Origin of the sequence: Nocardioides sp. (assembly GCF_030150155.1) — a bacterium.
In the GTDB taxonomy this organism is placed as follows: Bacteria; Actinomycetota; Actinomycetes; order Propionibacteriales; family Nocardioidaceae; genus Nocardioides.
Map to the genome: position 1 here is coordinate 50508 of NZ_JASLGR010000021.1, position 16894 is coordinate 67401.

At 70.0% G+C, this 16894-nt stretch carries 21 protein-coding genes and 2 tRNA genes; 3 read left to right on the top strand and 20 right to left on the bottom strand.

Annotated features, from left to right (window positions below; all coding sequences use genetic code 11):
• Window positions 1–46 precede the first annotated feature (46 nt).
• The 18 genes from tig to Q1V88_RS05700 form a co-directional block, all read right to left on the bottom strand.
• Entirely contained in the window at window positions 47–1420 is a 1374-nt protein-coding gene (gene tig, locus Q1V88_RS05615) for a trigger factor (RefSeq protein ID WP_300679080.1), read from the bottom strand.
• Between the two features lie 170 nt (window positions 1421–1590).
• Window positions 1591–1663 (bottom strand) — tRNA-Pro (locus Q1V88_RS05620).
• Window positions 1664–1701: 38 nt separating this feature from the next.
• Window positions 1702–1772 (bottom strand) — tRNA-Gly (locus Q1V88_RS05625).
• Window positions 1773–1884: 112 nt separating this feature from the next.
• Entirely contained in the window at window positions 1885–2913 is a 1029-nt protein-coding gene (locus Q1V88_RS05630) for a PP2C family protein-serine/threonine phosphatase (protein WP_300679082.1), read from the bottom strand.
• On the bottom strand, window positions 2913–3767 hold the full coding sequence (locus Q1V88_RS05635) for a DNA-formamidopyrimidine glycosylase family protein (protein ID WP_300679085.1): 855 nt from the start codon (window positions 3765–3767) through the stop codon (window positions 2913–2915). Before Q1V88_RS05635 ends, Q1V88_RS05630 begins: the two co-directional genes overlap by 1 nt.
• A gap of 3 nt (window positions 3768–3770) precedes the next feature.
• Entirely contained in the window at window positions 3771–4289 is a 519-nt protein-coding gene (locus Q1V88_RS05640) for a ribose-5-phosphate isomerase (protein WP_300679088.1), read from the bottom strand.
• Between the two features lie 74 nt (window positions 4290–4363).
• Window positions 4364–5224, bottom strand: coding sequence for an alpha/beta hydrolase (locus Q1V88_RS05645; RefSeq protein ID WP_300679091.1), 861 nt, complete (start codon window positions 5222–5224; stop codon window positions 4364–4366).
• A gap of 50 nt (window positions 5225–5274) precedes the next feature.
• Window positions 5275–5895, bottom strand: a complete 621-nt coding sequence (locus Q1V88_RS05650) for a non-canonical purine NTP pyrophosphatase (protein ID WP_300679093.1) — start codon at window positions 5893–5895, stop codon at window positions 5275–5277.
• 4 nt (window positions 5896–5899) lie between these two features.
• Window positions 5900–6613 (bottom strand): ribonuclease PH, encoded by a 714-nt coding sequence (gene rph, locus Q1V88_RS05655; RefSeq protein WP_300679096.1) that lies wholly within the window; start codon window positions 6611–6613, stop codon window positions 5900–5902.
• Window positions 6614–6664: 51 nt separating this feature from the next.
• Window positions 6665–7480: an ABC transporter permease subunit gene (locus tag Q1V88_RS05660; RefSeq protein WP_300679098.1), complete on the bottom strand. Its 816-nt coding sequence runs from the start codon at window positions 7478–7480 to the stop codon at window positions 6665–6667.
• A complete protein-coding gene (locus Q1V88_RS05665; RefSeq protein ID WP_300679099.1) occupies window positions 7477–8379 on the bottom strand; it encodes an ATP-binding cassette domain-containing protein in 903 nt (300 codons plus the stop codon). The genes Q1V88_RS05660 and Q1V88_RS05665 overlap by 4 nt, the downstream gene beginning before the upstream one ends.
• A 66-nt stretch (window positions 8380–8445) precedes the next feature.
• Window positions 8446–9213: an MBL fold metallo-hydrolase gene (locus Q1V88_RS05670; protein WP_300679101.1), complete on the bottom strand. Its 768-nt coding sequence runs from the start codon at window positions 9211–9213 to the stop codon at window positions 8446–8448.
• 47 nt (window positions 9214–9260) lie between these two features.
• On the bottom strand, window positions 9261–10229 hold the full coding sequence (locus Q1V88_RS05675; RefSeq protein WP_300679103.1) for a pyridoxal-phosphate dependent enzyme: 969 nt from the start codon (window positions 10227–10229) through the stop codon (window positions 9261–9263).
• Window positions 10230–10255: 26 nt separating this feature from the next.
• Window positions 10256–10534, bottom strand: coding sequence for a MoaD/ThiS family protein (locus tag Q1V88_RS05680; protein ID WP_300679105.1), 279 nt, complete (start codon window positions 10532–10534; stop codon window positions 10256–10258).
• Between the two features lie 28 nt (window positions 10535–10562).
• On the bottom strand, window positions 10563–10994 hold the full coding sequence (locus Q1V88_RS05685; RefSeq protein WP_300679107.1) for a M67 family metallopeptidase: 432 nt from the start codon (window positions 10992–10994) through the stop codon (window positions 10563–10565).
• 44 nt (window positions 10995–11038) lie between these two features.
• Window positions 11039–11635 (bottom strand): DUF2017 domain-containing protein, encoded by a 597-nt coding sequence (locus tag Q1V88_RS05690; RefSeq protein WP_300679108.1) that lies wholly within the window; start codon window positions 11633–11635, stop codon window positions 11039–11041.
• Window positions 11632–11925 carry an ATP-dependent Clp protease adapter ClpS gene (gene clpS / locus Q1V88_RS05695; protein ID WP_300679111.1) on the bottom strand — a complete coding sequence of 98 codons (294 nt, stop codon included), beginning with the start codon at window positions 11923–11925 and terminating at the stop codon, window positions 11632–11634. Before clpS ends, Q1V88_RS05690 begins: the two co-directional genes overlap by 4 nt.
• Entirely contained in the window at window positions 11922–12347 is a 426-nt protein-coding gene (locus tag Q1V88_RS05700; protein WP_300679114.1) for a MarR family winged helix-turn-helix transcriptional regulator, read from the bottom strand. The genes clpS and Q1V88_RS05700 overlap by 4 nt, the downstream gene beginning before the upstream one ends.
• Window positions 12348–12408: 61 nt before the next feature.
• Between Q1V88_RS05700 and Q1V88_RS05705 the strand changes: the two genes are divergently transcribed.
• Together Q1V88_RS05705 and Q1V88_RS05710 are read left to right on the top strand one after the other, a co-directional pair.
• Window positions 12409–12831, top strand: a complete 423-nt coding sequence (locus Q1V88_RS05705; protein ID WP_300679116.1) for a MarR family transcriptional regulator — start codon at window positions 12409–12411, stop codon at window positions 12829–12831.
• The gene (locus tag Q1V88_RS05710) at window positions 12832–14037 is read left to right on the top strand and encodes an MFS transporter (protein ID WP_300679119.1); all 1206 of its coding nucleotides are present in this window, start codon (window positions 12832–12834) and stop codon (window positions 14035–14037) included.
• A gap of 66 nt (window positions 14038–14103) precedes the next feature.
• Here the strand turns inward: Q1V88_RS05710 and Q1V88_RS05715 are convergent, their stop codons facing one another.
• Both Q1V88_RS05715 and Q1V88_RS05720 read right to left on the bottom strand, forming a co-directional pair.
• Window positions 14104–15909, bottom strand: coding sequence for a DEAD/DEAH box helicase (locus tag Q1V88_RS05715; protein ID WP_300679122.1), 1806 nt, complete (start codon window positions 15907–15909; stop codon window positions 14104–14106).
• Window positions 15906–16184: a DUF3039 domain-containing protein gene (locus Q1V88_RS05720; protein ID WP_300679125.1), complete on the bottom strand. Its 279-nt coding sequence runs from the start codon at window positions 16182–16184 to the stop codon at window positions 15906–15908. Before Q1V88_RS05720 ends, Q1V88_RS05715 begins: the two co-directional genes overlap by 4 nt.
• A gap of 60 nt (window positions 16185–16244) precedes the next feature.
• Between Q1V88_RS05720 and Q1V88_RS05725 the strand changes: the two genes are divergently transcribed.
• Complete coding sequence (locus tag Q1V88_RS05725) at window positions 16245–16889, top strand: TetR/AcrR family transcriptional regulator (RefSeq protein WP_300679126.1); 645 nt, start codon at window positions 16245–16247, stop codon at window positions 16887–16889.
• Window positions 16890–16894: the final 5 nt, after the last annotated feature.

Here is a 16894-nt window from a genome sequence, read left to right on the forward strand (position 1 = left end):
CGTCGGGTCGTGGGGGTTGTCGTGAGCTCTCAGAGCTGCGCGCGGATCACTCCGCGGCGGTCTCCTCGGCGTCGGCCTCGGCGGCCGGCTCACCGATGGTGCCGTCGGGGAGCAGGTTCTTCAGCTCCACGGCGTTGCCCTCGGAGTCCTTCACCGAGGCGGCCTCGACCACCTTGGCCAGAGCCTTGCCGCGGACGATCTCAGCGGCGTACTCCTGGAGGTGGTGCGGGTGCTCCTGGATGTGAGCGAACGCCTGCTGCGGGTCCTGGCCGGAGTTCTGAGCCGAGCGGATGATGTGCTGGGTCAGGTCCTGCTGGGTGACCTCGAACTGCTCGCCCTTGGCGATGTCGTCGAGGAGCAGCTGGGCGGCGATGGCGTCACGGACGCGGCGCTCGAGGTCGGCCTCGAACTCGTCGATCGTCTGACCCTCCTCCTCGAGGTACTTCTCCATCGTCAGGCCGGCCCACTGGAGCTGCTGCTCCAGCTGCTGGCGACGCTGGGTCAGCTCGTCGGCGACGAGCGCCTCGGGGAGCGGGATCTCGACCTTCTCCAGGAGGGCCTCGAGGACGGCGTCACGGGCGGCAGCGGCCTGCTCGAGGCGCTTGCCCCGGCCGAGGCGCTCGCGGATGTCGGCCTTGAGCTCGTCGAGGGTGTCGAACTCGGAGGCAAGCTGGGCGAACTCGTCGTCGATCGCGGGGAGCTCCTGCTCCTGGACCTGGTTCACCTTGACGTTGACGTCGACCTCCTGGCCGACCAGGTCGCCGCCCACGAGGGTCGACGTGAAGGTCTTGTCCTCGCCGGCCGACAAACCGGTGGCGGCCTCGTCCAGACCGTCGAGCATGCCGCCCTTGCCGATCTGGTAGCTCATCCCGACGGCCTCGGCACCCTCGACGGCCTCGCCGTCCTTGGTGGCGGCCAGGTCGATGACGACGAAGTCACCGTCGGCGGCGGCGCGCTCGACGTCCTTCAGGGTGCCGAAGCGCTCACGCAGCGCCTCGACCTGCTCCTCGACGTCCTCGTCGGTGACGACGGTGGCGTCCACGGAGACCTCGAGGCCCTCGTAGGCCGGGATCTCGAAGACGGGCTTGACGTCGACCTCGGCGGTGAACTCCAGCGGGCCGTCGGCGTCGTACTTGGTGACCTCGACCTCGGGCTGAGCCAGCGGGGTGATGTCGTTGGCCTGGAGAGCCTCGACGTACTTCTCGTTGAGGATGTCGTTGAGGGCCTGGTCGCGGGCGGCGCCGGGGTACTGGCGCTCGATGACCGCAGCGGGGACCTTGCCCTTCCGGAAACCGGGAACGTTGATCGACTGCGCGATCTGCTTGTATGCCTTGTCGAGGCTCGGCTTGAGCTCCTCGAAGGGCACCTCGACGGTCAGCTTGGCCCGGGTCGGGCTCAAGGTCTCGACGGCGCTCTTCACAGGTTTCTCCTCTGGTTGGTCTGGACGGTGCGACAGTCGGGCGACGCGACCGCGACACCGGGCTGAAGCAGCCCGACCTCCCAGACGACGTCTTAGTCCTCCGACCGTCGGCCGATCCTACCCGGGTGTGTCCGCCACCACGAACCGAGGGGAGCCGCCAGGAACCAGAGTCGGGGCGACAGGACTCGAACCTGCGGTCTCCTGCTCCCAAAGCAGGCGCGCTAGCCACTACGCTACGCCCCGGAAAGGCGGGGCTCCGTGCGTGGCAGCGCCCGCTTTCGAGGGGATGACGGGAATCGAACCCGCGTAATCAGTTTGGAAGACTGAGGCTCTACCATTGAGCTACATCCCCGCTTCGTCACCGGCCGATCACTCGCCCCTGACAGCGGCCCAATCGTGCCATACGCCGCACCGGGACCTGAAAGCGGCACCCCGGTGTCTCACCGTTCGGGCCGCCGGTCGACTCAGAGCCGGTGCACGACCACCATCGTCCGGTCGTCGTCGCGGGCACCGAGCTTGGTCACCAGCCGCTGGGCGGCACCGACCAGATCGACCCGCATCTGCTCCTCGGCCTCGGCGGCGAGCAGGTCGATGCCGACGTCGAGGTCACGGGTCGGCTCCTCCACCACGCCGTCGGTATAGACCATGATCGCCTCGCCCTCGTCGAGCCGGCCGCGAGCGGGCTCGAACTGCTCGTGCGGGATCAGTCCGAGGAAGACGCCGCCGCTGGCGATCCGGTCCCAGCGACCGCTGTGGCGCAGCAGCGCCGGTGGGTGCCCGGCGGTGCGCAGCTCGTAGTCCCCGGTGCCCAGGTCGACGCTGAGGTGGACGGCGGTGGCGAACCCCTCGTCCCACTCCTGGCGGAGCAGGAAGTCGTTGGCCGCAGGCAGGAACGCCGCCGGCGGGACCGAGCCGATCAGGCCACCGAAGGCACCGCACAGCAGCAGTGCGCGCGGGCCGGCGTCCTCGCCCTTGCCCGAGACGTCGACCAGGGCGACCTCGAAGCGCTCCTCGGTGCGGGCCGCCACGATGAAGTCGCCGGCGAACAGGGTCCCGCCGGCCGAGGTGAGCGCCGACTCGACCAGCCAGCCCTCGGGCAGCGCCGGGATCTTCGCCTGGCGCAGCAGCCGGTCGCGCAGCTCGACGAACATCGACTCCCCCTGCGCCCCGGCCACGCCGAGACGGGTGCGACGGAACGCCGAGAGCAGGATGATCAGGCCGACCAGGAAGACGCAGATCACCGCGGTCGCGGTCAACGGCGTGGTGTTGTCCCGGCCCGCCAGCCCGACCACGTCGAGGGCGAGCATCCCGATCACGAACCACGACAGCCGTCGCGGACTGAGCACGAGGCTGCCGATCACCATCGGGATCAACAGCAGGTTGAGCGAGGCCCAGGACTCCTGGGTGATGATCAGAACCGTCGACACGACGGCGAAGAGCCACAGCCCGATCAGCAGACCGGTCTCCCCCGCGAACTCACGGCGCCACCGCATTACGCCCTCCCCACACTCCGGCCACTCGTACGCGAACGGTAGGGCCTCTGACAGCCCGGGCACCAGAAGAGATTGCGTCCCTCCAGCTCTGCGGTCCTGACCGGGCTGGCGCAGACGTGGCAGGGCTGCCCGGTGCGGCGGTAGACGTAGACCTCGCCACCGTGGTCGTCGCGGCGCGGGTCGCGTCCCATCGCCTCGGGGGTGTGCTCGTCGCGGACGGTGTCGATCCGGTTGCGCTCGACCCCGATCGCCATCAGGGCGACCAGGTCCTCCCAGATCTCCTGCCACTGCGCCTTGCGCAGCGACGAGCCCGGTCGGCGCGGATCGAGACGGCGCCGGAACAGCACCTCGGCGCGGTAGACGTTGCCCACCCCGGCCAGAACGCTCTGGTCCATCAGCAGGCTGGCGATCGAGCGCTCGGTGCGGTGGATCCGCGCCCAGGCACGGTCGGGGTCGGCGTCGGCGCGCAGCGGGTCGGGCCCCAGCTTGGCCACGCAGGCCTCGACCTGAGCCGGGGTCCACAGGTCGCAGGCGGTCGCTCCGCGCAGGTCGGCCACCGTCCCGGCGCCGACGATCCGGAGCCGGACCTGGCCCACCGGGGGCTCGGGCTGGTCGTCGTACGACGTCAGGTGGAGCTTGCCGTAGAGCCCGAGGTGGATGTGGACGAAGCGCTCACCGGTGAACTCCACGAAGAGCTGCTTGCCCCAGGCCTCGGCGCCCTCGACCAGGGCGCCGTCGAGCTGGCGCGCCTCGGTGTCGAACCGTCCCTGGGGCGACCCGACCCGGACCTGTCGGCCGGCGAAGGCGTCTGACAGGTCCAGGGCGAGTCGATGAAGGGTGTGCCCCTCGGGCACCGGTCAGTCCTGGTCCTCGGCCGGGCCGAGGCCCTTCGCGGAGTCGGGCAGGGCGGGGCGGACGCCGTCGGCGTCGTACGCCTCGAGCTGGCCGATCCGGCGGACGTGACGCTCGTCGTTGCTGAACGGCTCGGCGAGGAAGATCTCGACGAAGCGGGTCATGTCCTCCAGGCTGTGCATCCGGCCACCGACGGCCACCACCTGGGCGTTGTTGTGGTCGCGGGCAAGCTTGGCGGTCTCGTCGCTCCAGACCAGGGCGGCGCGGATGCCGGTGACCTTGTTGGCGGCCATCTGCTCGCCGTTGCCCGAGCCACCGATCACGACACCGAGCGAGTCCAGGCCGGCGTCACGGTCGCGCTTGACGCCCTCGGCCGCGCGGATGCAGAAGACCGGGTAGTCGTCGAGGGCGTCGTAGACGAACGGGCCGTGGTCCACGACGTCGTAGCCGAGCTCGGTGAGGCGGGTGGTCAGGTGGCTCTTGAGGTCGAGACCGGCGTGGTCGCAACCGAGGTGAACGCGCATGGGGACGATTCTCTCAGTCCCGCCCGCGCACGACGACCCCGGTCTCCGGCACGGCGGCGGTGAGCCTCAGCGGCTCAGGAACGGTCCAGTACGTCGTCGAGGAACGCCCCGGTCGCGGCCCGTGCCAGGTCGCCCTCACGACGGAAGTCCAGGGAGCGCCAGAAGCCGTGCGGTACGCCGCCGAAGCGCTGCGCCACCGTGGTCACGCCGAGCTCCTGGAGCCGCTGAGCGAGCAGCTCGCCCTCGTCCCGGGCGATGTCGGCCTCGGCCGTGATCACCAGGGTCGGAGGCAGCGCGGCCAGCCCCGGGGCGTGCAGCGGCGCCGCGTCGGGGTGGGCGATCAGGGTCGGGTCGGCGGCCAGGTCGAGGTACTGCGACCAGTACCACTGGGCCTCGTCACGGTCCCAGGTCCAGTCCTGGACCTGGTAGCTGGCCTGCTCGCTGGCGGGGTCGAGGAACGGGTAGACCAGCACCACGGCACTGACCAGGCCGGGGTTGCGCAGTGCCGCGACCAGGGCGAGGTTGCCGCCGGCGGAGTCGCCGTGCACGATCACCGTCCGGGTCTGGCTGGCCGCCCACGCCACCGCATGATCGGCGTCGTGCACTGCCGCGGGGAACGGGTGCTCGGGGGCGAGCCGGTAGTCCACCGAGAGCACGCTGCGCCCGGTCCGGTTGGCCAGCCGCCGGGCCGGGCCGTCGTGGGTGTCGACGTCGTGGAAGACGAAGCCACCACCGTGCAGGTGCACGATCACGCCGCGCGCCCACGGGTCGCGGTCGTCCGCGCCGGCCGGAACGTAGAGCCGGGCCCGCACCCCGGACGCGTCCAGGTCCTCGACCCAGGCGACCGGCTCGCGCTGCTGGCCGGCAGCGTCGCGGCGCAGCTCCTCGCGGTCGGTGAGGGTCTGGCGGTAGTCGTCGTCCTCGGCCACGTGCATGGCCGACAGCATCCCAGTCGCGGGGCGTGCCCGCGACTGGGATGTGCGTCTCAGGAAAGGATCGCGGCGATCCGCGGGGCGATCTCGCGCATGGCGGTGCCGCGGTGCGAGATCGCGTCCTTCTCCTCGGGGCTCAGCTCGGCCGCCGTACGACCGTCGGCGGCGTCGGGGACGAAGAGCGGGTCGTAGCCGAAGCCACCGCCGCCGTGCGCCTCGCGCAGCACCCGGCCGGTCATCTCGCCGGCCACCACGATCTCGCCCTCGGGACCCTCGCCGAAGACGAACGCGACGGTGGAGCGGAACCGGGCCGTACGCCGCTCGTCGGGGACGTCCTCGAGCTGTTCGAGCAGCAGGGTGTTGTTGCGCTCGTCGGACTTCGGCTTGCCGCTCCAGCGCGCCGACAGGACGCCGGGCATCCCGTTGAGGGCGTCGACACAGATCCCGGAGTCGTCGGCGACCGAGGGCAGCCCGGTGGCGGCGAACCCGGCCCGCGCCTTGAGCAGCGAGTTGCCCTCGAAGGTGGCGGCGTCCTCGACCGGCTCGTCGTAGAGCTGGCTGGCGTCGAGGTCGCCCAGGCCGAGTACCTGGACGCCGGGGACGAGCGGAGCCAGGATGCGCTCCATCTCGGCGATCTTCTTGGCGTTGCGCGAGGCGACGAAGACCTGCGGCATGACGTCAGTCCTGCGCCAGGGCGGCGCGCTGGAGTGCGGTCAGGTCGGCGCACCCCTTCTCCCCCAGCGCCAGCAGCGAGTCCAGCTCGGCGCGGTCGAAGGCGGCGCCCTCGGCGGTGCCCTGGATCTCGATGAACTTGCCGGTGCCGGTCATCACGATGTTCATGTCGGTCTCGGCGCGCGAGTCCTCCTCGTAGGGCAGGTCCAGGCGCGGCTGGCCGTCGATGATGCCGACCGAGACGGCCGAGACGGAGCCGGTCAAGGCGCCCTCGACACCGAGCTTCTTCACGGCGTCGGCCAGGGCGACGTACGCGCCGGTGATCGAAGCGGTGCGGGTGCCGCCGTCGGCCTGGAGCACGTCGCAGTCGAGGTTGATCGTGTTCTCGCCGAGCTTCTCGTAGTCGATCACGGCACGCAGCGAGCGGCCGATCAGGCGGGAGATCTCGTGCGTACGACCGCCGACGCGGCCCTTCATCGACTCACGGTCGGAGCGCTCGTGGGTGGAGCCGGGGAGCATCGAGTACTCGGCGGTGACCCAGCCCAGGCCCGAGCCCTTACGCCAGCGCGGCACGCCCTCGGAGGCCGAGGCGACGCAGAGCACACGGGTCTTGCCGAACTCGACCAGCACCGAGCCGGCGGGGTGGTCGAGCCAGTTGCGGGTGATCGTGATCTGGCGCAGCTCGTCGTTGGCACGCCCGTCGGCACGGAGAATAGTCATGGCCCCCACCCTAGGGGTGAGGGCCATGACCGGCGGAAAGGGTGGCGGGGTCTACTTGACCTCGGCGCGCAGGATCCGGCGCAGGCCGATCGCCAGCGGCAGACCCACCCAGATCAGGGTCGCGACCACGAAGTGGGCCCACTCCGAGCCGGTCATCGTGGAGAAGTCGTACAGCGGCGCCTGGGCGTTGGAGAGGTTGATCCACTTGTCCACGTGCTCGAACCAGCCGATCGCGTTGGCAGCGACGGCGAGGATGCCGGGGAGCACGTAGGAGTAGGCGAAGAAGACCACGATCGCCGCGGCGGTGTTGAGCAGCAGCGCCGCGAGGGCGAAGCCGATGAACATCGCCAGGCACTGGTTGATCGCGAAGCCGATCAGACCGTTGGTGAAGTCCTGGTCCCACCAGGTGGTGTGCCCACCGGTGGCGGCGAAGATCGCGTTGCAGACCAGCCCGATGACCAGCGCGACCACGACGGTGACAGCGGTCAGCACCATGCCCACGACCAGCTTGGCCAGGATCACCCGGCCACGACGCGGCTCCAGGGCGAAGGTGACCATCGCGGTGCGCTGGGTCCACTCGCTGGTGACCAGCATGATGCCGAGCACCGGGAGCAGCAGCGACGTGATGATCGCCGCCACCGTGGTGAAGACGCCCCAGGTGATGTCCTGGGTGTCCTGGGTGATGAAGACGATCAGACAGATGATCTCGGCGGCCGCGACCAGCAGGCCGATCACGGCCAGCAGCCAGAACCCCGCCCGGGTGTCCCACGACTTGCGGAACTCGACGGAGACGAGGCGGGAGAACGGGATCGGCTGACCCGAGTCGGGCAGGGCCGACGGACGCTTGACGGCGGTGGTGGCACTCATGCTGCGTTCCCTTCGCGCTGGGTGTCGGCGGTGAGCTCGAGGAAGAGGTCCTCCAGGCCGGCACCGCCGGTGCGCAGGTCGGTGAGGACGACGCCGGCGCTGAGGGCGGCACGGCCGACGGTCTCGGTCGAGGCCTGCACCCGCAGGCCCTGTCCGGCCTGCTCGGTGACGACGCCGGTGGCGTCCAGGGCGGCGGCCAGGGCGGCGTTGTCCAGGCTGGTGACCAGCGTCTGGCTGGGGCCGGCCTGCGCCAGCAGCGTCGCCCGGTCACCCTGCGCGACGATCTTCCCGCGCCCGATCAGGATCATCTCGTCGGCGATCATCTCGACCTCGTGCAGCAGGTGCGAGGAGAGCAGCACGGTGCCGCCGCGGTCGGCGTAGTCCTTGAGCAGGCCACGCATCCAACGGATGCCGGCCGGGTCGAGGCCGTTGGCGGGCTCGTCCAGGATCAGCACGTGCGGGTCGCCGAGCAGGGCGTGGGCAATCCCGAGCCGCTGCTTCATGCCCAGGGAGTAGTTCTTCACCCGGCGCTTGGCCTCCGATGGGGTCAGCGAGACCAGCTCGAGCATCTCGTCGACGCGGGACAACGGCAGCCCCATCGTCCGGGCGCCCAGAGCGAGCACCTCGCGACCGCTGCGACCGCCGTGCTGGGCCGAGGCGTCCAGCAGGACCCCGACCGTGCGGGCGGGGTTGGGGATCTCGTGGAACGGGCGACCGTCGATCGTCACCGTCCCCGAGGTCGGCGCGGTCAGGCCGACCATGATCCGCATCGTGGTGGACTTTCCGGCACCGTTGGGCCCGAGGAAGCCGGTGACCCGGCCAGGCTCGCAGCGGAACGTCACATCGTCGACGGCGGTGAACCCGCCGTACTTCCTGGTGAGACCGTGAACGTCGATCATGCCTCCACCCTGACAGGTGAAGCCCACAGACGTCATCAGGGAAAGCCCCGACACGCCCCCGATCCCTCAGAAGCGGTAGACGGCCCCGGCGCTGGCCAGCTCGAGCGGGCCGGTGAAGACGTCGACGGCCTCGGTGAGGATCTCGGTGGCGTCGTGCCACGGCGGGATGTGGGTCAGCACCAGGTGCTTGACCTCGGCCTCGACGGCCGCCTCGGCGGCCTCCTTGCCGGTCAGGTGCAACGAGGGCGGGTTGACGTCGCACTCCCGGAAGCTGGCCTCGGCCAGGAACAGGTCGGCGCCGCGAGCGGCCTCGATCAGTGCTGGCGTCGGTCCGGTGTCGCCGGAGTAGGTGATCACGGCGCCACCGACCTCGACCCGGAGCGCGTACGCCGGCACGGGGTGATCGACCTCGTAGGGCCGCACCACGAACGGCCCGAGCTCGACCGCCTCGCCGTGCCGGTGGCGCTGGAACTTGAACTCCTCGCGCATCCCCGGGGCGTGCGGGAGGTCGTAGGCGTGGGCCAGACGACGGGCCGTGCCCTTCGGTCCCCAGACCGGGATCCGGGGCTGCTGGCCGGTCGGGTGGTACTTGCGCAGGACGTAGTACGACGTCATGTCCAGGCAGTGGTCGGCGTGCAGGTGGGTCAGGAAGATGCCGTCGATCGCCAGCGGGTCGGCGTACCGGTGCAGGGCACCGAGCGACCCGTTGCCAAGGTCGAGCAGGATCCGCCAGGTGCGGCCTTCGGCGTCGTCGGCCTCCAGCAGATAGCTGCTGGCCGGCGACTCGGGGCCGGGGTAGGAGCCCGAACAGCCCACGACGGTCAACGTCGTCATCGCCTCACACCTCTCCCCCAACTAGTTCCGCAGCGATCTTAGGGGGCTCAGGCCCAGAGCTGTCCTTCCAACGACTCCTCGGCGTCGTCGATCGTGCCCTCGTAGGCACCGGTGGAGAGGTACTTCCAGCCACCGTCGGCGACGACGAACGCGATGTCGGCGCCCTCCTGGGCGGCGAACGCCTTGGCCGCCTGACCGAGCGCAGCGTGCAGGATCGCCCCAGTGGAGATGCCGGCGAAGATGCCCTCGAGCTCGAGCAGCTCCCGGACCCGCCGGACCGCGTCGCGCGGACCGACCGAGAACCGGCTGTCGATCAGGGTGGCGTCGTACAGCTCGGGGACGAACCCCTCGTCGAGGTTGCGCAGGCCGTAGACCAGCTCGCCGTAGCGCGGCTCGGCGGCAACGATCCGGGTCTCGGGCTTGGCAGTGCGGAAGAACCGGGAGACACCCATCAGGGTGCCGGTGGTGCCCAGACCCGCGACGAAGTGGGTGATCTCGGGCAGGTCGGCCAGCAGCTCGGGGCCGGTGCCCTCCTCGTGGGCGAGGGCGTTGGCCGGGTTGCCGTACTGGTAGAGCATCACCCAGTCGGGGTGCTCGGCGGCGAGCCGCTTGGCCACCCGGACGGCCTCGTTGGAGCCGCCGGCGGCCGGGGAGGAGACGATCTCGGCGCCCCACATCCGGAGCAGCTGGCGGCGCTCCTCCGACGTGTTCTCCGGCATCACGCAGACGATCCGGTAGCCCTTGAGCTTGGCCGCCATCGCGAGCGAGATGCCGGTGTTGCCGCTGGTGGGCTCCAGGATCGTGCAGCCCGGACGCAGCGTGCCGTCAGCCTCGGCGGTCTCGATCATCTTCAGGGCCGGGCGGTCCTTGATCGAGCCGGTCGGGTTGCGGTCCTCCAGCTTCGCCCACAGCCGCACCGGCGGTTGGCCCGGCACGTTGAACGGCTGGGCCAACCGCGGAAGCCCCACCAGCGGGGTGTTCCCCACCGAAGCGATGAGGCTGTCGAAGCGCGTCATGGTGCGAAGCTACCTACGATTCGTGCTCAGGCAGCGCCACCGGCGACAGCCGGCAGCACGACGACGTTGTCGCCGTCCTTGAGCGGGGCCTCGAGGGCACCGAGGAAGCGGACGTCCTCGTCGTTGATGTAGACGTTGACGAAGCGACGCAGCTCGCCGTCGGCGAGGAGGCGGTCCTTGAGGCCGGGGTGGTTGGCCTCGAGGTCGTCGATCAGCGCAGCCAGGGTGGCACCCTCGCCGGACACGGCCTTCTCGCCGCCGGTGTAGGTGCGCAGGATGGTCGGGATACGGACCTCGATGGACATGATTCTCCTCAGTTGGTTGTGCGTCGACTCAGGCGTCGAAGCTCGGGACGACGGTGACCTCTTCTTCGGTCACCGCACCGTCGACGATTCGATAGGAACGAAACTCCACAGCGCCGTCGTTATTCCCGTGCTCGCGCGTGCTGACCAGCACGTAGTGCGCGCCGGGCTCGCTGGCGAGGTTGATGTCGGTGACGCTCGGGTACGCCTCGGTCGCGGTGTGCGAGTGATAGATGATCACCGGCTCCTCGTCCTTGTCCCACATCTCCTTGTAGAGCTCGAGGAGCTCGGTGGAGTCGTACTCGTAGAACGTCGGCGAGCCGGCGGCGTTGATCATCTCCACCACGCGGGTGGGGCGGTCGCTGCCCTCGGGGCCGACGACCATCCCGCAGGCCTCGTCGGGGTGGTCCCGCTTGGCGTGCGCGACGATGCGGTCGTACGTCGCGGTGTCGAGGGTCAGCATGGGCATAAGCCTAGGGGGTCGGGTCTCACCGCTCGGACGCGGTCTCAGCCCCCGAGCGCACCGACGAGGGTCTCCTGGAGGTAGCCGACCCAGTCGTAGATGTCGTGCGCCTGCGCCATCGGGTCGTCCTCGGGCAGCCCCGCCCAGAACTCGTCGTCGCCGTCCTCGATCCCCAGCCGGGTGGCCAGGGCGAGCCGGATGTCGGTGAAGGAGCGCAGCCAGGCCATCGCGACCGGCCGGTCCATCTCGACGTCGATCATCAGCGCGTCGTCGGTCGGCTCGGCGGGCAGGCCCGCCTCCTCGAGTGTCTCGATGATGGTGGTCGCACCGGCGGCCTTGCTGTGCCGCAGGCTCTTCTCGGTGAAGCGCCGGAAGTCGGCGGCCGCGTCCTCGTCGTCGCTGTAGGCCGTCGGCAGCAGCCGGGCCAGGACGGGGTCCTCGGGCGGCCGGGTCGGGCCGCTGAAGTCGAGCAGCGCCTCGAACGGGTCGACCTCCACCTGGGCTGCGTCATCGCTGCGCAGCAGCTCGACGAGCTGGGCGGCCAGCGAGCGGAGCAGGTCGGCCTCGAAGATGCTGAAGGTGGCGAAGATGGCGCCGGAGCGCTTGTGTCGGGAGAAGCCACTCATGGTCGCGGCACTCACTCCTGCTTCTCGAGCGTGGCCCACAGGCCGTACTCGTGCATCGCCTGGACGTCGCGCTCCATCTCCTCGCGGGTGCCCGCGGAGACGGCCGACTTGCCGTCGTTGTGCACTTCCATCATCAGCTTCTCGGCCTTCTTCTTGGTGTAGCCGAAGTAGGTGCAGAAGACGAAGCTGACGTACGACATCAGGTTGACCGGGTCGTTCCACACGATCGTCACCCACGGCGTCGCGGGAACGGTCAGGAGGTCGCCGAGCGGTTCATCGAGCTCGACGGGGCTGGGCGCACTCACTCCTCAAGGATGTCACGAAGGACGGAGACCGCGGTGGCGAGCTCCTCCTCCGAGCGACCCGAGACCCGGAGTCGTTCCATGATCCGCTCGGCGTAGGACTCACGGAAGGTGACCAGCTCGGTGCGACCGGCCTCGGTCAGGCTGACCACCGATCCGCGGGCGTCGGTCGGGTGCGGCGACTTGGTCGCGTGGCCGGCCTCGACGAGGGCCGAGACCGCCGTCGACATGGTCGGCTGCGAGCATCCGTCGATCCGGGCGAGCTCGGTGACCCCGAGCGGGCCGTGCTCCTCCAACAGCGAGAGCACCCGAGTCCCGGCAGGGGTGTCGACCCTGCGACGCAGTGAACGGACCAGGCGAGCCGAGTAGATCGCGAGGTCCGCGCTCAGCGCCAGCGAGTACTGGAGTTGGTGGACCGGAGTCATGGCGCGGATTCTACCGATCACCCCCTTGCGTTACATAGGAATCCTATGTAACCATCGCAGGGTGGCCACCGAAGAAGAGATCCAAGCAGCCAACGACCTGGTGATCCAGGCCGCCCGTCTCGTCCGCCGGATCCGGCGCTCGGCGGGGCTGGCCAACACCGCCGCCCTGATCCGACTGCTCTCCATCCTCGACGAGCTCGGCCCCAGCACCGTGACCGCGCTGGCCGAGGCCGACATGACCTCCCAGCCGACCACCACGATCGCGGTGAAGGGACTGCTGGAGCGGGGCTGGGCGACCCGGAGCCCGCACCCGCACGACGCCCGAGCGAACCTGATCGAGCTGACCGAGGCCGGTCACGCCCAGATCACCCGCACCCGGCAGGCCAACGGCAACGCCGTCGCCGCTCGACTGGCCCCCTACACCGTCGAGGACCTCCGCGCCGCGGCCGCACTCCTGACCCATCTGACAGAGAAGAAGGACTGAATGAAGCTACTGAAGCAACCTCGGGCCGTCCTCGCGGTGGCGTTCGCCGCCGTGATCTCGTTCATGGGACTGGGCCTCGTCGACCCGATCCTCACCTCCATCGCCGCCGAGCTGCACGCCTCCGCCGGCCAGGTCTCCTTGCTCTTCACGTCCTACATGGCCGTGACGGGCGTGGCGATGCTGGTCACGGGCTTCATCTCCAGCCGGATCGGCGCCAAGAAGACCCTGATCGCGGGCCTGATCCTGATCGTGATCTTCTCCGCCGTGGCCGGAGCGATGAACAGCGTGGGCGGGATCGTCATCGCCCGCGCCTTCTGGGGCCTGGGCAACGCGCTCTTCATCGCCACCTCCCTGGCCACGATCGTCACCCTCGCCGCCGGCTCGCTCAAGCAGGCGGTGCTGCTCTACGAGGCAGCGCTCGGCATCGGCATCGGGCTCGGCCCGATCGTCGGCGGCCAGCTCGGCGAGATCTCCTGGCGCGCCCCGTTCTACGGCGTCGCGGTGCTGATGTTCATCGCCCTGATCGCCACCGCCGTCTTCCTGCCCGCCACTCCCCCGACCGGGGCCACGACGTCGATCGCCGACCCGATCAAGGCGCTGCGCTACCCCGGCCTGCTGGTGGTCGCACTGACCTCGCTGCTCTACAACTTCGGCTTCTTCACCCTGATGCTGGCCGCCCCGTTCCCGCTGGCCACCAGCGCCTCGAACGTCGGCTGGGTCTTCTTCGGCTGGGGCCTGCTGCTCGCCGTGATGTCGGTCTGGGGCGCCCCCTGGGTGGAGGCCAAGATCGGCACCGTCGCCGCCATCGCGTGTGCCCTGGTGGGCTTCGCCGCACTGCTCGCGATCATGGCGATCTGGACCGACCACAAGGCCGTGATCGTGGTCTGCGTGATCCTCGCCGGTGCCTTCCTCGGGATCAACAACACCGTGATCACGACCCTGGTGATGGGATCGGCTCCGGTCCCGCGACCGGTCGCCTCGGCGGCGTACTCGTTCGTCAGGTTCGCCGGCGGCTCGATCGGGCCCTACCTGGCCGGCAAGCTGCTGGAGCACAACGTGCACGCGCCGTTCTGGATGGGCGCCGGTGCCACCGCACTGGCCGTGGTGCTGCTGCTCAGCCTGCGCCGCTACGTGCCCTCCACCTCCGTGCCCAGTCACGGGTCGGAGAAGGAGGCCGAGGTGCTCGAGCTCGCCGACGCCGACTGACGCCGACGAACCTCAGAACTGCTCAGACCCCCTGCCCCTCGTCGAGGGGCAGGGGGTCTGCGTCGTTCAGGAGGTCTTGCGCGTGGCCCAGTCCCGCAGCGCGTTGATCCGCGCCCGGAGCTGCTCGGTGTTGGCCACTGCGGCCGCCGGTCCACCGCACTCCTTGCGCAGCGCCGTGTGCGTCACGCCGTGCGGCTGGCCGGTGCGGTGGTACCAGGCGGCGACCAGGCCGTTGAGCTCGCGACGAAGCACCGCCAACTGCTCATGGATCGCCATGTCGGTCAGTGCGTCGGCGGCCTGCGCCGCCCGCTCGGCCTGATCGACGGTGGCGGCCTTCTGCTTCTTGGCCCGTGAGGACTGCGCCTGACGCAGCACCGTCTTCATCTGGTCGGCGTCGAGCAGCCCCGGGATGCCGAGGAAGTCCATCTCCTCCTCAGAGCCGACCTCGACCTCACCGGCGTGGCCGAACTCACCACCGTCGAAGAGCACCCGGTCGAAGCGGGCCTCCGAGCCGAGCGACTCGAACGAGCCGAGCAGCTCCGAGGAGCCCGACTCCGAGGCGTTGGCCTGAGCGACCAGGGCGTCCTCGGGGGCGAACATGTCGCCGTCGGAGCTCTCCTTCTTGCCCAGGACGTGGTCGCGGGCGACCTCCATCTCGTTGGCGAAGGTGAGCAGGTGCGGCACCGAGGGCAGGAAGACGCTCGCGGTCTCACCGCGCGAGCGCGACCGCACGAAGCGACCCACAGCCTGGGTGAAGAACAGCGGAGTGGAGATCGTGGTGGCGTAGACGCCGACGGTCAGCCGCGGGACGTCGACGCCCTCGGAGACCATTCGGACAGCGACCAGCCAACGCGAGGTCTCGGCCGAGAAGGCCGCGATCTTCTTCGAGGCCGCCTTCTCGTCGGACAGGACCACCGTCGGGGACTCCCCCGTGATCGCCTTGAGTGCCTTGGCGTAGGCCCGCGCCGACTCCTGGTCGGTGGCGATCACCAGACCGCCGGCATCAGGGATGTTGCGTCGCATCTCGCTCAGCCGCTTGTCCGCCGCGGCCAGGACCGCCGGGATCCAGGACCCCTTCGGGTCCAGCGCGGTGCGCAGCGCCTGAGCGTGCATGTCCTTGGTGAGCGGCTCCCCCAGCTGGGCGGTGAGCTCGTCGCCGGCGCTGGTGCGCCACGACATCTGGCCCGAGTAGGCCATGAACAGCACCGGACGCACGACGTGGTCGCGCAGTGCCTCGGCGTAGCCGTAGGTGTAGTCCGCCGCCGAGCGCGGAACCCCGTCGGGACCGGGCTCGTAGGTGACGAACGGGATCGGGTTGATGTCGGACCGGAACGGGGTACCGGTCAGGGCGAGCCGGCGCGCCGCGGGCTCGAACGCCTCGCGGACCCCGTCACCCCACGACAGCGCATCACCGGCGTGGTGGATCTCGTCGAGGATGACCAAGGTCTTGGACCGCTCGGTGCGGATCCGCAGCGCCAGCGGGTTGACCGCCACACCGGCGTACGTCACGGCGATACCGAGGTACTCCGCCGAGGTCTTGCCCTGGCCCGCCGAGTACGTCGGGTCGATCGGGATCCCGGCCCGCTCGGCCGCCGCCGCCCACTGCACCTTGAGGTGCTCGGTCGGGGCGACGACGATCACCCGGTCGATCATCCGCCGGCCGAGCAGCTCGGCGGCGACGGTGAGCGCGAAGGTGGTCTTACCGGCGCCGGGAGTGGCCACCGCGAGGAAGTCGCGGGGCAGGTCGTCGAAATACTTCGTCATCGCCTCGGCCTGCCAGGCACGAAGCTTCGTGGCGGTACCCCACGCTGCCTTCTTCGGCCATGCCGGAGGAAGCGCTGGGGAGGACGCCGGGGACTCCGGCGCCGTCACAACTTGTCGCCGTCACCGTCGCCGAGGCCTTCCCAGACCTCTTTGCAGTCAGGGCACACCGGGAACTTCGTGCCGTCACGGCTCGGCACCCAGACCTTGCCGCACAGGGCGACGACGGGCGTGCCCATCACCATCGCCTCGGTCAGCTTCTCCTTCTCGACGTAGTGCGAGAAGCGATCGTGGTCGCCCTCCTCAGTGGGGACGGTCTCCTCGGTGAGGTCGGTGCGCTCCTCGAGTGCTGTGCCGCCCTTGCTGCCGAAACCGAGGATGCCCATGACCCCAAGAATAGGCCATCGCCCAGCCCCCTCGGACCGCTACCGCCCTAGACTCGCGGCGTGGTGAAGACCGACAGCCCTTCGGGCGCGACCCGGCGTCAGCAGTTCTCCGCCTCCACCCGGAGGGCCCTGCTCGAGGTCGCTCACGACCTCTTCGTCGAGCAGGGCTACGCCGCCACGTCCCTCGATGCGGTGGTCGCCGGTGCGACGGTGACCAAGGGTGCGCTCTACCACCACTTCACCGGCAAGCAGGCGCTCTTCGAGGCGGTCTTCACCGCTGTCGAGGCCGACGCGATGCGCACCATCACCGAGGCGATGAAGGACGAGCCCGACCCGTGGGTGAAGTCCCAGATCGGACTGCGCACCTTCATCGAGGCGGTCCGCACGCCGGCGTACCGACGCATCGTGATCCAGGAGGGTCCGGCGGTGCTCGGCTACGAGCGGTTCCGCGAGCACGAGGAGCACTCCTCCTACGCGGTGGTGGAGTCGATCGTGGCCGACGTGCTCGCCAGTGTCGGCGTCGGCGCCCAACACGAGGTGGTCACCACCTTCGCCCGGGTCTTCTTCGGCGGACTCCAGTCCGCCGGCGAGGAGGTCGCGACGGCCTCGGACCCGGAGGCTGCTGCCAGCCGGGTCGAGGCCGTCGTCGGGATGATCCTGGGCGGCCTGCAGCTGCTGGCCGACCGGGGTGAGCTGCGGCCCTGAGCCCG

Coding starts and splice junctions, on each gene's coding strand:
- Q1V88_RS05630 (WP_300679082.1), bottom strand. CDS start 2,913: ATGCGGTGGCGCCGTGAGTTCGCGGGGGAGACCGGTCTGCTGATCGGG.
- Q1V88_RS05640 (WP_300679088.1), bottom strand. CDS start 4,289: ATGCGCGTTCACCTCGGTTGCGACCACGCCGGTCTCGACCTCAAGAGC.
- Q1V88_RS05645 (WP_300679091.1), bottom strand. CDS start 5,224: ATGCACGTGGCCGAGGACGACGACTACCGCCAGACCCTCACCGACCGC.
- Q1V88_RS05650 (WP_300679093.1), bottom strand. CDS start 5,895: ATGCCGCAGGTCTTCGTCGCCTCGCGCAACGCCAAGAAGATCGCCGAG.
- rph (WP_300679096.1), bottom strand. CDS start 6,613: ATGACTATTCTCCGTGCCGACGGGCGTGCCAACGACGAGCTGCGCCAG.
- Q1V88_RS05660 (WP_300679098.1), bottom strand. CDS start 7,480: ATGAGTGCCACCACCGCCGTCAAGCGTCCGTCGGCCCTGCCCGACTCG.
- Q1V88_RS05665 (WP_300679099.1), bottom strand. CDS start 8,379: ATGATCGACGTTCACGGTCTCACCAGGAAGTACGGCGGGTTCACCGCC.
- Q1V88_RS05670 (WP_300679101.1), bottom strand. CDS start 9,213: ATGACGACGTTGACCGTCGTGGGCTGTTCGGGCTCCTACCCCGGCCCC.
- Q1V88_RS05675 (WP_300679103.1), bottom strand. CDS start 10,229: ATGACGCGCTTCGACAGCCTCATCGCTTCGGTGGGGAACACCCCGCTG.
- Q1V88_RS05680 (WP_300679105.1), bottom strand. CDS start 10,534: ATGTCCATCGAGGTCCGTATCCCGACCATCCTGCGCACCTACACCGGC.
- Q1V88_RS05685 (WP_300679107.1), bottom strand. CDS start 10,994: ATGCTGACCCTCGACACCGCGACGTACGACCGCATCGTCGCGCACGCC.
- Q1V88_RS05700 (WP_300679114.1), bottom strand. CDS start 12,347: ATGACTCCGGTCCACCAACTCCAGTACTCGCTGGCGCTGAGCGCGGAC.
- Q1V88_RS05710 (WP_300679119.1), top strand. CDS start 12,832: ATGAAGCTACTGAAGCAACCTCGGGCCGTCCTCGCGGTGGCGTTCGCC.
- Q1V88_RS05720 (WP_300679125.1), bottom strand. CDS start 16,184: ATGGGCATCCTCGGTTTCGGCAGCAAGGGCGGCACAGCACTCGAGGAG.